Source organism: Halalkalibacter okhensis (assembly GCF_000787375.1).
Lineage (GTDB): Bacteria > Bacillota > Bacilli > Bacillales > Bacillaceae_D > Halalkalibacter > Halalkalibacter okhensis.
The window spans coordinates 109,504-124,927 of sequence record NZ_JRJU01000001.1 but is presented as its reverse complement, the minus strand read 5'-3'; the positions used below and the strand labels follow the sequence as shown (position 1 = coordinate 124,927).

Below are 15,424 nucleotides of genomic sequence, written 5' to 3'. Positions count from 1 at the left end.
GTTATTTTAACGAATTAAGGTTGAAATTGCTATGATTGAATTTATTACATAGGGTCTTTTGTAAGAAATTCATCAACTGATTGAAATAATAATGTTTTTTAATAATTAATTGTTTACAAATCCTTAATAAATGCTTAATAATAGACAGGGTGTCCATGTTGATGTTTGTCGAAAATTGGATTTGACTTATGAGATGAAGGGATGAGGATTTGTGGATTTACAAACGCTCTTGTTCATGTTTTTTGGTGGACTAGGTATTTTCCTTTTTGGTATTAAATACATGGGGGATGGTTTACAAAAGGTAGCTGGTGATGGCTTACGTGATGTTTTAGATAAGTTTACGACTAACCCTGTAATGGGGGTATTTGCAGGATTATTTGTAACCGTACTTCTTCAAACAAGTACGGGGACTACGGTTTTAACTATCGGTCTTGTTAATGCGGGTTTTATGACTCTTAAACAGGCGATAGGGGTTATTATGGGGGCCAATATTGGAACTACTGTAACAGCCTTTATTATAGGAATAAAAATATCCGCCTATGCATTGCCAATCATTGCCGTTGGGGCAGCGTTAATCTTTTTTATAAAAGCGAAAAAAGTAAACAATTATGGACAAGTTGTATTTGGATTTGGAGCATTATTTTATGGGTTAGAATTAATGGGTACAGGTTTAAAGCCATTACGTGAGCTCGAAGCGTTTGCCGAACTTACAGTAAGCATGAGTGAAAATCCATTACTCGGTGTACTTATAGGAACGATATTTACGGTTGCTGTTCAGAGCTCAAGTGCGTCGATTGGATTGTTGCAGCAATTGTATGAACAAGGAGCAATGGGGTTAGATGCAGCATTACCTGTTCTGTTTGGTGACAATATTGGAACAACAATAACTGCGGTTCTAGCGGCAATTGGTGCATCTGTTGCTGCGAAAAGAGCGGCGTTAACTCATGTGATTTTCAATTTAATTGGAACGATTATTGTTTTGATAATATATCCATTCTTTTTCCAATTTGTTAGTTTTCTAGCCGTTGAGCTTGGTCTTAATCGACCGATGACAATTGCGTTTGCACATGGTATTTTTAACGTTTCTAATACGATGATTCAACTGCCATTTGTCGCTTTGTTAGCAATCATTGTAACTAAGTTAGTACCGGGTGAGGAATACAGTATTGAATATAAGGCAAAACATCTTGATCCTCGATTTATTGGGAGTTCACCGGCTATTGCTCTTGGGCAAGCGAAACAAGAAGTATTACGAATGGCTGAATTCTCAGAAAGAGGGCTTCATGAAGTGAGCCAATATCTTGAGAATGGTCAGAAGCGACATGCTGAAATGTCTATCCAGTTTGAAGAGGCCATTAATAATCTTGATAGGAAAATTACAGATTATTTAATTCAAATTTCTTCTCGGTCATTATCTGCACATGATTCGAAGATGCATTCGATGCTAATGGATACAGTACGTGATATCGAACGTATTGGCGATCATATTGAAAATATCGTCGAATTAAAGGATTATCAAAAAGTAAACAAAGTTCATATATCAGAGAAAGCACTTGAAGATTTACGTGAAATGTCGGAATTAACCCTCTCGACGTTAAAAGAAGCGATACAGTCTTTAGAATTATTAGATGGTGATTTAGCGCGTTCTGTTTTGGAGAAAGAAGAAAAAATAGACAAAATGGAAAGAAAGCTTAGAAAGCAGCATATTCAACGGGTGAATGATGGCAAATGTTCAGGTTCAGCTGGAATTGTCTTTGTCGACATTGTTAGCAATTTAGAACGAATTGGCGATCATTCTGTAAATATTGCTGAAGCCGTTATCGGAGAAGATCACTAAGTTTCATTGTGGCTCAAGGTCCCTTGCTGAGGTAAGAAGGGACTTTGTGTTCTCTGAAATTGCTTGTTTCTTTTTGGGGAGTATGATAAGTTATAGCAGGATTCAAGTTCTTAATGCGCTTTTGGATAAAATGTGAAATAAAGTGTTGACGTAATAGAATAAGCGTGTTAAGATAATTCTTGTCTCTTAAGTAATATTCCACAGTAGCTCAGTGGTAGAGCTATCGGCTGTTAACCGATCGGTCGTAGGTTCGAGTCCTACCTGTGGAGCCATTTTGGCGGCGTAGCTCAGCTGGCTAGAGCGTACGGTTCATACCCGTGAGGTCGTGGGTTCGATTCCCTCCGCCGCTACTTTAATTATATGTTTTACGGCGATTGTGGCGAAGTGGTTAACGCATCGGATTGTGGTTCCGACATTCGTGGGTTCGATTCCCATCAGTCGCCCCATAGGGACCCTTAGCTCAGTTGGTCAGAGCAGTCGGCTCATAACCGATCGGTCGTAGGTTCGAGTCCTACAGGGTCCACCATTTAATTTTATTCAGCCAATATGGAGGAATACCCAAGTCCGGCTGAAGGGATCGGTCTTGAAAACCGACAGGCGGGTTAAACCGCGCGGGGGTTCGAATCCCTCTTCCTCCGCCATTATTCATACATATTCAAAGGACCTTTTTACAGGTCCTTTTTTCATTATATAAACTTCCATGTGATAACCCCTAATCCAATACAGAAAAAAGCAAAATAAGTTAACTTTGTATTTTGTAACATCGAAATAAACCATTTAATCCCTATTAATGCAAATATAAATGATGATATAAAAGCAGTAGCTAATGAAGGAAAGCTTATTTGCGAATAATGTAAATCAGGTATTTTCAATAAAGTCATTCCTAGAAAGACAGGTATAGAAAGGAGAAAGGAATAGCGAAGGGCGGTATTTTTACAAATCCCTAAACAAAGAGCGGTAAATAGTGTACTTCCTGTTCTAGATATACCTGGAATTAAGGAGAGTGCTTGTCCGATACCAATAATTATTCCATCCTTCCAGTTTAACATTTTCAACCTTCTCGTTCCATCATTTAACCCGTGCTCTATTAACACTAGTGAGAAACCTGTAATAATAAGTGAAAATCCAATGGTGACGGAATTAGTAAAATGACCCCCCATAATTGATTCTAGCGTTTTTGCGGCTAAAAGGGTTACGAGTGTCGACATAATTAATAAAAGCACGAATCTGTAGTTTGTTTGTGCTTGATCTTCCTTAGTTCGAATATAGATAATGAAATCGTGCAGGATCTTATGTAAATCATGACGAAAATAAACAATAACAGCTAAGACAGAAGCGATATGTAAAAAAGTTTCAAATGCCAATTTCGAATTATTTTCAATAGAGATGTTTAGTATTCGTTGAGCCAACAACATGAGGGCTGTACATGAAATTGGCATAAATTCTGATATTCCTTGAATAAAGCCAATAATTAATGCTTGCCACCAATTCATACGGTTCCTCCATTTTTTATTTAAAGGTTTGTACATGTTTATGATTTTGTACGTTTGTTATGACGTTAATGGTTTAATTCGACTGTTGTAAGGGTAGAGTAAATGTGGTTACATTATTAAAAATACTGAGCATAATCATTGCAAGAATGTTCAAATTTTGGTAATGTATGAATTGAAAGACTTATGAAACATAAATGTTGCAAAAGTCCTTGTTTTTTGGAGTACATACTCCGCCAATAATCAGATTCATATTTGAGGAGGAATTTAACATGGCTTACGAATTACCACAATTACCTTACGCAGCAAACGCATTAGAACCTCATATTGATGAGGCAACTATGAATATTCACCATGGTAAGCACCACAATACTTACATCACTAAATTAAACGCAGCATTAGAAGGTCATGATGATCTTGCTAGCAAAAGCATCGAAGAGTTAGTTTCTAACTTAGATGCAGTACCAGAAAATATCCGTGGCGCTGTCCGTAACAACGGTGGTGGACATGCTAACCATAAGTTGTTCTGGGAAATCCTTAGTCCAAACGGTGGGGGAAACCCTACAGGTGAACTTGCTGATGCAATCACTTCGACATTTGGTAGCTTTGATGCTTTCAAAGAAGAATTTGCAAACGCAGGTGCTAACCGCTTCGGTTCTGGTTGGGCTTGGCTAGTTGTTGACGGAGGTAAGCTTGCTGTAACAAGCACTCCAAATCAAGATACTCCATTAATGGAAGGGAAGACTCCAATTTTAGGTCTTGATGTTTGGGAGCATGCATATTACTTGAACTACCAAAACCGTCGTCCTGACTACATTAATGCTTTCTGGAATGTTGTTAACTGGGATGAAGTTGCAAAACGTTATAATGAAGCTAAATAAAAACCTAAGGTAATCACTTAGGTATACAAAAAGACCCTTAAGGTACCCACCTTAAGGTCTTTTTTGTGTATAAGCGGTTTTGCAAGTGACACACTACTTGTGAGGGTGGTGGAGTCGGTGAATAAGGTATTCGTTAAGAAAGTAATTGGTGATATAGAAGTGACAAGGGACTTAAAGCTGTTGCTTATTATTGGTGGGCTATATGCGCTAAGTATTGCTTTGTCAAATACTTTCGTCAATGTTTATTTGTGGAAACAATCAGGTGAATTTGTCGATATTGCTCTTTATAATTTGGGCTCGGTTGTTATGCAACCAATAGCGTTTATAATAGCTGGAAAAATAGCTAAGAAAATAGACCGGGTCATTGTGCTAAGAGTAGGTGTAAGTGCACTTGCTATTTTTTTCTCCACGGTTTTATTTCTAGGTAAAGATGCTAATGAATACTTAATTCTTTTAGGAGTTTTAATTGGAACGGGTTTTGGTTTTTATTGGCTCGCTTTTAATGTATTGACATTTGAAATAACGGAGCCTGAAACAAGAGATTTCTTTAATGGCTTTTTAGGCTTATTAACGTCTTTTGCAGGAATGATAGGGCCAATCTTATCCGGATTCATTATTACAAGAATGGAGCAATTTACCGGATATACAATCATTTTTACCGTTTCTCTCGCTCTCTTTCTGGCTGCTGTTCTCACAAGCTTCTTACTAAAGCGCCGGTCGGCGGAAGGACAGTATTGTTTCAAACGGATTTTAAAAGAGCGTAAAAACAATCCGAATTGGAGACAAATAACGAGGGCCCATTTTTTTCAAGGCTTAAGAGAAGGAACCTTTGTCTTTGTTATTGTTGTTTGGGTGTATATTGCCACGGGTAGTGAACTGGCTATTGGTACGTACGGGTTAGTAGCTTCTGCAACTCAATTTGTTGCTTACTATGTTATTACTCGAATCATTAAACCAACGATTAGAAAAAAATTAATTCTAATGGGCGGGTTAATCCTCTATGGAGCCATTTTCATTATTGTGCTAGGAGAATTAACATTTACAAAGCTTATAACATATGGTGTAGTTGTTTCAATCGCTTATCCAATGTTACTCGTTCCTTATGTTTCTCTTACCTTTGATGTAATAGGCAAAGGTTGGAAGGCTGCTGAGATGAGAGTAGAATATATAGTGGTCAGAGAATTATTTGTAAATTCAGGTAGAATTGTGTCTGTATTGGCTTTTTTAGCTACAGTAACTCTTTTTTCAGAAGAAAAAGGGATCCCTATTTTATTACTGGTTCTTGGTGCTGGTCATACGGTCATTTACTTTTTTGTTAAGCAGGTTCATTTTAAAGAGAATAAGGGGGGAGAAAGCTATAGCTTTGCTAGACAAAAAGGTGGAGATGGTGATCCTTCAGGCGGAAGTGGGACGAGTGTGTAGTTGGTTCCCTTTCCCTTTTGACAAAAGGATTGTGTATGCTATAATGAAATCAATCAAACGTTGCCTGCCGTGTTAGTCAGCTTCTCCTTGTTTCGAACCTTGATTTTTTTAAGGGAGTTCTATATTGAAACACTGCCAACAAGCCAGCCTGTTCTGGACGTTGAAAGTGATTCTGCGAACACCCACCTACGAGAGTAGGTTCATGAAACAACTGAAGCAACGGCATACGCGGGTTACGACTTTCGAATTTTAGAGTAGGCACCTTTTTAAAAGGTGCCTATTCTAATGTATTTTAGAATTATTTAGGAGGAACATGAAAAGGTGGTAAGAGCATCAAAGCGTAAGAAGAAACATCATGTTCCAACTCGGTTGAATGTCCTATTCTTTGCTGTGTTCGTATTATTTTCTGTTCTAATTCTACGTTTAGGTGTTGTCCAGATTGTTGAAGGGCAAGAATTTGTAAAGGAACTTGAAGGAACTAGTAATACGACAGCAAGAATCGATGCACCTAGAGGACTGATGTATGATCGGTTTGGAAATGTTGTTGTAGATAATGAACTTGAATTATCAGTAACATACACGAATCCATCTCGTTCTACAAGTTCAGAGACCATGCTTGGCATTGCCAAAGAGTTAGAACAATTGATTGATGTTGAAACAGACCGGATTACAGAACGTGACAAACAGGATTATATCTTAATGCTAATGACTCAAGAGGAACGTTTTGAGCTTGTTAGTCGAGAAGAACGAAATGAGTTAGAAAGTTCTACTGAAGAATACCAACTAGAAGTGGAGAGAATAACAGAAGAGCAAACGGATGGGTTAACCGAAACAGATTTACGTGTGCTTGCTATTTATCGTGAAATGTCCCGTGGCTATGCAAATTCGCCACAACGAATTAAACGTGGGATTACAGAAGCAGAAGCTCATAAATTAAGTGAAAATTTATATCGTTTACCAGGTGTCGATATTTTAAGAGATTCTCGTAGAAACTATGTTTATGGAGAGTCTCTACGTAGTGTATTTGGATCCACGGGAACTATCCCAAGAGAAAAAGTGGATTATTATTTGGCTAGGGGCTATGACCGCTCGGATATAGTAGGAACTAGTTATCTTGAGTTACAATACGAAGATGTGTTAAGAGGTCAAAAAGCTGTTGTAGAAAGCATTACTCATTCAAGTGGTGGTACTACAGTAGACCATACTGTAAATGAACGACTTGGTCAACGTGGAAATGATTTAGTGCTAAGTGTAGATATGGAATTGCAGCAAACGTTAGAAGGAATTATATCTGAAGAAATGAAAAAGGCTGGTAATTCCTTTATCTTAGATCGGTCGGCTTATGCTGTCATGATGGATCCGCGTACGGGTGATATTTTGGCAATGGCTGGATTCAATGACCCTGCTGGACAAACAAGAGAAACAAATGCGGACCATATCGGAAATGTAACGAAAGCTTTTGAAATGGGATCATCCGTTAAAGCAGCTTCTGTCTTGACGGGATTTGAAGCTGGAGTTGCTCATCCAGGTAAAAGCTTTAATGATCGGCCAATCAGGTTGCCATCAACTCCTGAGAAGAAATCCGTACGAAATTATGGCTGGGTCAATGATATACGAGCGTTGGAAGTTTCATCCAATGTCTATATGTTTGAAATGGCAATGCTAATGGCCAATTGTAATTACCCTAATAATTGTAATTGGAACAATAATTCAGTTGCAGAGGCTTACAATGAGATTAGATATAGTTTTAGTCAGTTTGGTTTAGGATCTGATACGGGAATAGATTTACCATCGAGCTCAACAGGCTTATCTGGTGGTTCTACGATCTATGGGAACTTACTAGATTTAATGATTGGACAATATGATACGTATACTACACTACAACTCGCTCAATATATATCTACTATAGCTAATGATGGGCTTAGAATGCAGCCTAGGTTAGTTACGGAAATCCGTGAGCCTGTTTCGAATACAGATGAGCAAGGTGCGGTTATTCAAAAGTTTGAACCACAAGTTTTGAATCGTATCGATATGAGTGAACAATATATTTCTCGTGTTCAACAAGGATTGCGTGGAGTAATGACACGTGGTACTGCAAGTAGCCGTTTTGCTAATAAATCTTATCAGCCTGCTGGCAAAACAGGAACAGCCCAGGTACGCGTAGCAGTTGGTACAGGTGATAATCGTCAATTTATTGATGGAAATACTCAGACTCTTGTAGGTTATGCACCTTATAACAATCCTGAAATTGCCTTTGCAGTTGTTGTGCCGAATGTGAAGTTAGAAAGAAATGGTGGGAGACAAGGCATGGCTCAGGAAATAGCGAGTCAAGCATTAGATGCCTACTTTGAAATGAAGGATGTAAGGAATGGACCTGAAAAAGCAGAACGTCCAATCCTTGAACAACCTGAAGAATAAAAAAAGGTGTTTCAAAGGTCCATGACCTTTTGAAACACCTTTTTCCAATTGTGGAATATTTTTTTGTCAGAAAATGTTTCGTACCAACGGTCTAATTACTAAGTCTATGTTATTTTAATACATATAAACTCCTCTACATTCCTTTCATTTTAAATAGCAAGTATCAACTTCAAGAGTCATTATCATTCGTGAATTCTTTCATGTTATTTTGTAAATGAATTGGTTTATCATTACTTATTAACAATTCTTCTTCAAGTACCCGAATCTTTTTTTTCAATTGGTAAATTTCTTGCATGTAAGTAATAGACATTTGATCTAATTGTTTTTCTACCTGTTCAATTCGATCTTTTCGGAAGAACGATAAAATAAAAAGGAGAATAGCAAAAGATAGTAAGATAATAATGGAAATTTCCACAATAAAACCTTCTTTCATTTTTTTCAAATAGAATAGTACTAGTTTATCAAGATCTAAGCTGAAGTCAAATTCAAAGAAAGTGCTCCCGAATTCGACATCTATTTAAGAATACGCTTACAACAAAACCTTTTTTAGTATTTTCGCCAAAATACGACCCGAATATTTGACAAAAGTAGATGGCGAAAAAAGGCGAATAATTTTTTTTGTGAAGCAATGGCTTTAGTAGCCTTGACCTGACAAAAAGAGACAAAATGGGCTTCTTGTTTGCTGAAAATTTGAATTGTATGATTAACATAACAAAAAATAGTCATACTTTGTAAATTACTCACGTAACGTAACTAATTGTTCCAAAAAAGTATTTTTAGTTGTATCTGGAGGTGAATATGTTGATTGAAGAAATACTTGCTTTAAGAAAAAAAGGATATTCCTTTCGAAAAATAGCAATAGAATTAGATACTACAGTTGGGAAAGTACAATACCGGTATCAAAAACACCGACAACAACAAGAAGAAAATAAGGAGATTGACGAAATGAATTTAACTCCAATTGTACCCTCGAGTTATGAACGAGATGAAATTACTTTGCTTCCGCAAAGTCCATCTTCCATATATTCCTTTTGGGAAATTAGCTCATCGTTAAAACAAACCATTGAACACCAAACAAGACTTCCATGGCATGAGTTAACTAAGAAATTAAGAATCTATGATTGTACTCTGATTGAGTTTAATGGGCATAATGCTCATCGTTTTTTTGATATCTCTCTTCCTGAGATGACTAATAATTGGGTTGTCAGGGGTTTAGATCCAAATCGTACATTTATCTTTGATTTAGGCATTCAAACAAGACAAGGATCATTTTTATCATTTTTAAGATCGAATGCAGTAGATACACCACGGAATGAAAAAGCAACACAAGGTTTACATATTGACGCTGTGAATCAATGGAAAACGGGAACCCAAGATGAACCCCAATGGCTCGAGCATTTTAGTACTTATTCGTATTATGAAACCGTTAAATAGGAGGGATTTTTTTGAAGGAAGGGTATTATTCTTTAGTTTTACATGCGCACCTTCCTTATGTTCGTCATAAGGAAGAAGGCAGGCTGGAAGAAAGGTGGTTATTTGAAGCGATTACAGAATCATACATACCTTTATTATGGGAATTAAATAATGATATTCCATTAAAAGACGTTCTAACCATATCATTTTCACCACCAGTATTAGAAATGTTGGCAGATCGCACTATTCAGGAACGTTATTTAGATTATATCATCAAGACAGAAGAACTATTAAATAAAGAAATGAAATTGGCTGAAACGAAAGAAGAGGAAGATTTAGTCACATTTTACATCAATCGTTATCAGAAAATTAAAAATACATTTGTTGATTATAACAAAAACATTCTTTTGGGGTTTCGTGAATTATTCGAAAAAAGAGTGATTACGTGTATAACAAGTGCAGCAACTCATGCATTTTTGCCGTACTTAAAAACTAAATCTGCCATTCGTTCTCAAGTTGTTGAAGCTATTCGTTGTTTTGAACAACATTTTGGTGTGAAGCCTCGAGGCTTTTGGTTACCCGAGTGTGCGATTGCACCAGGGGTGGATCGGATTTTGGTTGAAGAAGGGATTGCCTATACATTTGTCGATGAACATGCTGTCTTAAACGCAGAACCGAGTCCATCTAAAGGTAGTGGAGCTCCCGTGTATTCACCGCACGGATTAATCTTGTTTCCAAGGCATACAACATTATCCAGCAAAGTTTGGAGTTCAACTTTAGGATACCCTGGTGATGTTGATTATCGAGAATTTTACAGAGATATAGCTTACGAACGAGATTGGGATTATATAAAACCTTATGTCCATGAGGACGGTATTAGAATAGATACTGGAATTAAACATAAGAGAATAACAGGTGTAGGAGAAGAAAAAGCAATTTATGTCCGTGAATGGGCTGAAGGGAAAATACACGCTCATGCTGATCATTTCATTCATTCCATAGAAAATGAAATTAATGATTCTGGAGAACAGTGTTATCCACCATATTTAATGGTTACTCCGTTTGATGCAGAATTATTTGGGCATTGGTGGTTTGAAGGTCCTGAGTGGATAGGACAAGTCATTAAAAAAGGGCAAGAACGAATTCAATTTGTTACTCCTGAAACCTATATTGACAGACACTATAAAGATTTTGACACTGCTCATATATCATTTTCGACATGGGGACGTGAAGGGTATGGTGATGTTTGGATAAATGAGAAGAACCAATATCTCTACCGTCATCACCACCGAATGGAGACGGACCTAGCAACAGTTGTGGCACTATTTTCTAATCCAACGGATGTAGAAAAACGTTATTTAAAGCAGATGGTACGTGAATGGATGCTAGCAGTGAGCAGTGACTGGGCATTTATTATGGATGGTCAAAGTGCCGTTCAATATGCGCATGAACGGTTTGCAACACACCTGAGTCGGTTTGATGTAACAAAAGAGAAGTTATTAAATGGATTCGTTCAGGAAGAATGGATAATGAAAATGGAACAGAGTTATCCTTTTTTACAGGAAATCGATGAGAAAATCTTCTTTTCTCCTCATGATGCATACATTCAAACACAAGATAAGGTTCATGTAGAAAGGAAACGTTGCATCTTAATGCTTAGCTGGGAATTTCCTCCGATGATGGTCGGCGGGTTGTCTCGACATGTATTTGACCTATCAAGGGCAATGGTCAATGAGGGTCATGAGGTCCATGTTGTTACTTCACATGTAGCTGGTTATCCAAATTATGAAATGAATCAGGGGGTACATGTTCATCGTATCAAAGGTTTACAGCCTGAAGCAGACAACTTCTTTGATTGGGTAGGAAGTTTAAATATTGAAATGACTCGCTATATTAAAAAGCTAGCAAGGAAAAAACAATTTGATATTATTCATGCTCATGATTGGTTAGTTGGCGTAACAGCAGGAGCTATTAAGAGATCTCTTCAACTTCCACTACTTGCCACCATTCATGCAACGGAACATGGCAGAAATAATGGGATTCATAGCGAATTACAGTATGAAATCAATCAAAAAGAGTGGGAACTATCTTATGAAGCTGATCGGGTGATCGTTTGCAGTGACTACATGAAAGAAGAATTATTGAAGATCTTCTCACTTCCTGAAGAAAAGCTTTCAGTTATACCAAACGGTGTTGATATCGATTTACTTCGTCCATATACCGGATCTGCTACGATCGAAAAAAGGAATGAGTTTACTTTATTCTCAGTTGGAAGAATGGTCAAGGAAAAAGGGTATCAAACGGTTATTGATGCAGCAGCAGTGTTAAAAGAACGAAATGAAAAAATTCGGTTTGTCATTGCTGGAAAGGGTCCGATGCTTCATGCCTATCAACAGCAGGTTTTTGAGAGGCAGTTAGATTCTCATGTAACGTTTCTCGGTTTTGTTAGTGATGAAGAGAGAAATGAGTGGTTTTCTCGTTGTGATGCAACGATCTTCCCAAGCTATTACGAACCTTTTGGGATTGTCGCATTAGAAGGCCTTGCTGCTGGGAAAGCAACAATTGTTTCTGATACTGGTGGATTAGCTGGCATTATTCGACATGAAGAGAATGGTTTGAAAATGATTCCGGGTGATGTCCAAAGTTTGGCTACTCAAGTCCTTTATCTTTATAATCATCCAATTACAAGAGAAGCATTAGCAACTCAAGGGCTGCGTGATGTAAAGTCTCAATTTAACTGGGAGACCATTGCCAAGCAAACTGAAGAAGAAATAGAAAAATGTCTAGTTGGAGAGTTAGAACTTACTATTTAATTTTAAGGGAGGCAATTATATGAAGGGTGTCATCATGGCAGGAGGAAAAGGTACGAGATTACGTCCATTAACTTGTAATGTACCAAAACCAATGGTTCCACTAATTCAAAAACCAGTTATGCAATATAGTATTGAACTATTAAAGAAATATGGAATTACTGAAATTGCTGTAACCGTTCAATATTTATCAGATGTCATTAAAGAGTACTTTGGAGATGGCTCTGAATTCGGTGTGAAATTGCATTATTTTGAAGAAACTACTCCCTTAGGCACAGCGGGGAGTGTGAAACAAGCGGAAGAATTCTTAGATGAACCTTTTGTAGTTGTAAGTGGTGATGCTTTAACAGATTTTAACCTTCAATCTGGAATTAATTTCCATGAGGGAAATGATAGTTTAGTTACTATTTTTATGAAACAAGTAGAATGTCCACTAGAGTTTGGTGTGATTATGACAGATGAACAAGATCAAATTGTTCGTTTTCTAGAGAAGCCGAGTTGGAGCGAAGTATTTAGTGATACGGTGAATACAGGTATCTATATTATGAATCCGGAAATCTTTTCATATATTAAAGAAGATTCAGTAGTAGATTTTAGTAAGGACGTCTTTCCAAAGTTTTTAGAGGATCAATCACCTTTGTATGGATATTCTGCTGAAGGATATTGGTCAGACATAGGTAACCTCAAGCAATATCGTCAAGCTCAAAGTGATTTATTAAGTGGAGAACTTAATGCTTCCATTTACGGAACGGAGGTTCAACCAAATGTTTGGATTGGCGAGAATGTGATTATAGAAGAAGGAGTCAAAATCGAAGGTCCTGTATCAATTGGAGCGAATTCAGTTATTCGGTCTGGGGCTCACTTAGGAGAACATGCAGTTGTTGGATCAGGTTCAACTGTATCCAATAAAGCTTCAATTAAGCGATCCGTTTTATGGGATGGCACATATATTGGAGACGAAAGTGAATTAAGAGGAGCTACAATTTGTCAAGGTGTGACTGTTGGAACTAGAGCAACCATCTTTGAAGATGCTGTCATTGGACATCATACAGTTATTGGGGGAGCTGCGACTATCCAACCAGAGGTAAAAGTTTGGCCTTATAAAAGAGTAGAGGAAGCCACAACAGTACCACAAGCCTTTGTTTGGAATGAAGTTGGTGCTAAATCATTATTAAAAGGACATCGTGCTACAGGTGTTGCCAATATTGAAATGACCCCAGAGGAAGCTACAAAATTTGGTGCTGCTTACGGTACCTTACTTAATCAAGGGTCACAAGTATTAGTAGCTAGCGATGGGCATTCGTTCAGTCAGGTGATGAAATTATCTCTTATTCAAAGTTTACAAGCATCAGGTGTTGATGTTGTTGAACTTGGACAAACCATGTTGCCTGTACTAAGATTTAGTGTCGAGCATAGCGAGTCTAAAGGCGGTATTTATATTCGATTAGTAGATAAAAATCAGGAAAAGCAGTTAGTCATTGAATTCTATAATGAAGATGGCTTGCCGGTGAGTTCTTCTGAGCAGCGTGAGTTGGAACAAGTCATAACATTTCAAACTTACCGTAGGGTAGCATTTGAGTATGTTGGTCAATATGAGGTTAACCATCAGTTAGAACAAAATTACGTAACTAATTTGATGGAACATATTCATGTTAAAAATATTAAAGCTAGAAATCTTCATGTAGTCGTTCATGAAGAGGGATCAAGTAAACTGCCATTATTTACAACAATGTTAGAACAATTAGGTTGTTCAATTCATCATTTGGATGACCATGTAGACGTTGCTAGGATGAGGGAGGCATTACTTGAATTTAATGCTGATTTTGGAATTTTGATTGGGGAAAGTGGAGAATTCATAAGTTTAATGACAGAGCAAGGTCATTTAGTTTCAGAAGAAGAACAATTATTGCTGTTTATATACATGCAACTTGAAAAAGGTATACGACAAGAGCTTGCTGTTCCATTATATGGTGGAAGTGCACTTGAGGAAGTAGCAGCGAGCTACGATAAAACACTAATCAGGACAAAGACTTCAGCTCGGGCAATGATGGAAACAGAAGGAACGGTACAAATGATGTCATATGATGGTCCCTATGCGATCGTTCAACTTTTAGACCATGTGGTCGAGAGTGAGAAAACTCTGTCAGAAGTTTTAAATGCACTACCTGTACAATCTATTTATAAACAAGAAGTCACTTGTAAAACACAACAAAAAGGGATCGTCATGCGAAAATTATTAGAATCATTAAAAGGAAAAAACGTAGAATTAATAGATGGAATGAAGGTAAAGCATACGGAAGAAAGTTGGACATTTATTGTTCCAGACCAAGAAAAAGGAACATTTACTGTGTATGCTCAATCAACAGATGGAGCACATGCAAAACAACTGGCAGGTGAATACATTGAACAAATTAATTTTATTAAACAGCAAACATCCTAATATGATCACAATCCAAAAGAACAATCACCACTTTTTAAAGAGATTTGGCGTTTGGTTAAATGGAAAATGTTCTTGGTTAAATAGCGATGAGTGGGAAATGTCGTCCAAGCAAGAACGTGGGTCAGACCTGTCCATTGTTGTTGCTTTTCATAAAGAATGGAGGATTCAACTAACAATTTTACAAGAGTTTAAAAAAGAGGAAAGTAGTTTTGTTTATACATTTGTCTTTAAAAATCAATCTGAAGAACTGCGCAATATTAAATTTGTTGTGCATCAACAAAGGTGTGGTAACGTCTCGTCAAAAGTTGCGTTTGTTTCTCCTTTGAAACAAACGATTATGCATTATGGTAGCCCGATTTTAACCCTCCTAGCAGCGAATTTTTTTCGTAGTAAAGTAAGTCAATTAGCTGTAGGAAAAAGAGAAATAATTTGGTCAGAAATAAGTGGGAATTTGGCTGTTTCACCATTATGCCAAACTGGTCATGAAAGCATGATGGTAACTAGTATTCAATTAGACCCATGGCAGGAGACATATGGACGGATCTGGGAAATTAATGGAACCTCAGAAGAGGAAGTTATGCAAAGACACGATCGACAAATTCGATCTGAGCATCTAAAGCAAGTGACAAAACAAATCCTGTAAAGAAAAACCACTTGATTGAACGGGAAAGATTTGCTATCATATTCAAGTATGAAGTAAGCACAGTTTGGAG

Annotated in this window: 10 protein-coding genes, 5 tRNA genes and 1 other RNA gene; 14 read left to right on the top strand and 2 right to left on the bottom strand. The window is 37.3% G+C overall.

The genetic code is table 11. The features are described 5' to 3' along the window. The first annotated feature begins 211 nt into the window (after positions 1–211). The 6 genes from LQ50_RS00650 to LQ50_RS00625 all read left to right on the top strand — a co-directional run bounded on the left by LQ50_RS00650 (position 212) and on the right by LQ50_RS00625 (position 2,478). A complete protein-coding gene (locus LQ50_RS00650) occupies positions 212–1,837 on the top strand; it encodes a Na/Pi cotransporter family protein (RefSeq protein WP_034624974.1) in 1,626 nt (541 codons plus the stop codon). A gap of 197 nt (positions 1,838–2,034) precedes the next feature. Beyond that, a tRNA-Asn gene (locus LQ50_RS00645) sits at positions 2,035–2,109 on the top strand. 4 nt (positions 2,110–2,113) lie between these two features. Beyond that, positions 2,114–2,187: transfer RNA gene (locus LQ50_RS00640), tRNA-Met, on the top strand. 20 nt (positions 2,188–2,207) lie between these two features. After that, a tRNA-His gene (locus LQ50_RS00635) sits at positions 2,208–2,283 on the top strand. A 3-nt stretch (positions 2,284–2,286) separates the two neighbouring features. Further along, positions 2,287–2,363: transfer RNA gene (locus LQ50_RS00630), tRNA-Ile, on the top strand. 22 nt (positions 2,364–2,385) lie between these two features. Further along, a tRNA-Ser gene (locus tag LQ50_RS00625) sits at positions 2,386–2,478 on the top strand. Positions 2,479–2,523: 45 nt separating this feature from the next. On the opposite strand, the gene LQ50_RS00620 is transcribed toward LQ50_RS00625, so the two are convergent. Continuing rightward, positions 2,524–3,330 (bottom strand): undecaprenyl-diphosphate phosphatase, encoded by an 807-nt coding sequence (locus LQ50_RS00620; protein ID WP_034624972.1) that lies wholly within the window; start codon positions 3,328–3,330, stop codon positions 2,524–2,526. A gap of 269 nt (positions 3,331–3,599) precedes the next feature. Here LQ50_RS00620 and LQ50_RS00615 point away from each other — a divergent pair, with 269 nt between their 5' ends. From LQ50_RS00615 to LQ50_RS00605, 4 genes are all read left to right on the top strand, one after another. Then, a complete protein-coding gene (locus LQ50_RS00615) occupies positions 3,600–4,208 on the top strand; it encodes a superoxide dismutase (protein ID WP_034624971.1) in 609 nt (202 codons plus the stop codon). A 117-nt stretch (positions 4,209–4,325) separates the two neighbouring features. Then, a complete protein-coding gene (locus LQ50_RS00610) occupies positions 4,326–5,630 on the top strand; it encodes an MFS transporter (RefSeq protein WP_034624969.1) in 1,305 nt (434 codons plus the stop codon). A gap of 58 nt (positions 5,631–5,688) precedes the next feature. Beyond that, a non-coding RNA gene (gene ssrS / locus LQ50_RS24570) (6S RNA) lies at positions 5,689–5,869 on the top strand. 82 nt (positions 5,870–5,951) lie between these two features. Continuing rightward, positions 5,952–8,048 (top strand): peptidoglycan D,D-transpeptidase FtsI family protein, encoded by a 2,097-nt coding sequence (locus tag LQ50_RS00605; RefSeq protein ID WP_034624966.1) that lies wholly within the window; start codon positions 5,952–5,954, stop codon positions 8,046–8,048. A gap of 169 nt (positions 8,049–8,217) precedes the next feature. On the opposite strand, the gene LQ50_RS00600 is transcribed toward LQ50_RS00605, so the two are convergent. Beyond that, positions 8,218–8,463 (bottom strand): hypothetical protein, encoded by a 246-nt coding sequence (locus LQ50_RS00600; RefSeq protein WP_237563616.1) that lies wholly within the window; start codon positions 8,461–8,463, stop codon positions 8,218–8,220. A gap of 383 nt (positions 8,464–8,846) precedes the next feature. Here LQ50_RS00600 and LQ50_RS00595 point away from each other — a divergent pair, with 383 nt between their 5' ends. From LQ50_RS00595 to LQ50_RS00580, 4 genes are read left to right on the top strand one after another with little or no spacing between them, the layout of a single operon-like run. Continuing rightward, a complete protein-coding gene (locus tag LQ50_RS00595; protein ID WP_237563615.1) occupies positions 8,847–9,482 on the top strand; it encodes a DUF4912 domain-containing protein in 636 nt (211 codons plus the stop codon). A gap of 11 nt (positions 9,483–9,493) precedes the next feature. Beyond that, positions 9,494–12,274 (top strand): 1,4-alpha-glucan branching protein domain-containing protein, encoded by a 2,781-nt coding sequence (locus tag LQ50_RS00590; protein ID WP_034624965.1) that lies wholly within the window; start codon positions 9,494–9,496, stop codon positions 12,272–12,274. A 19-nt stretch (positions 12,275–12,293) separates the two neighbouring features. Further along, positions 12,294–14,711: a sugar phosphate nucleotidyltransferase gene (locus LQ50_RS00585; protein WP_034624963.1), complete on the top strand. Its 2,418-nt coding sequence runs from the start codon at positions 12,294–12,296 to the stop codon at positions 14,709–14,711. Then, positions 14,674–15,354 carry a hypothetical protein gene (locus LQ50_RS00580; protein WP_034624962.1) on the top strand — a complete coding sequence of 227 codons (681 nt, stop codon included), beginning with the start codon at positions 14,674–14,676 and terminating at the stop codon, positions 15,352–15,354. Before LQ50_RS00585 ends, LQ50_RS00580 begins: the two co-directional genes overlap by 38 nt. Positions 15,355–15,424 lie beyond the last annotated feature (70 nt).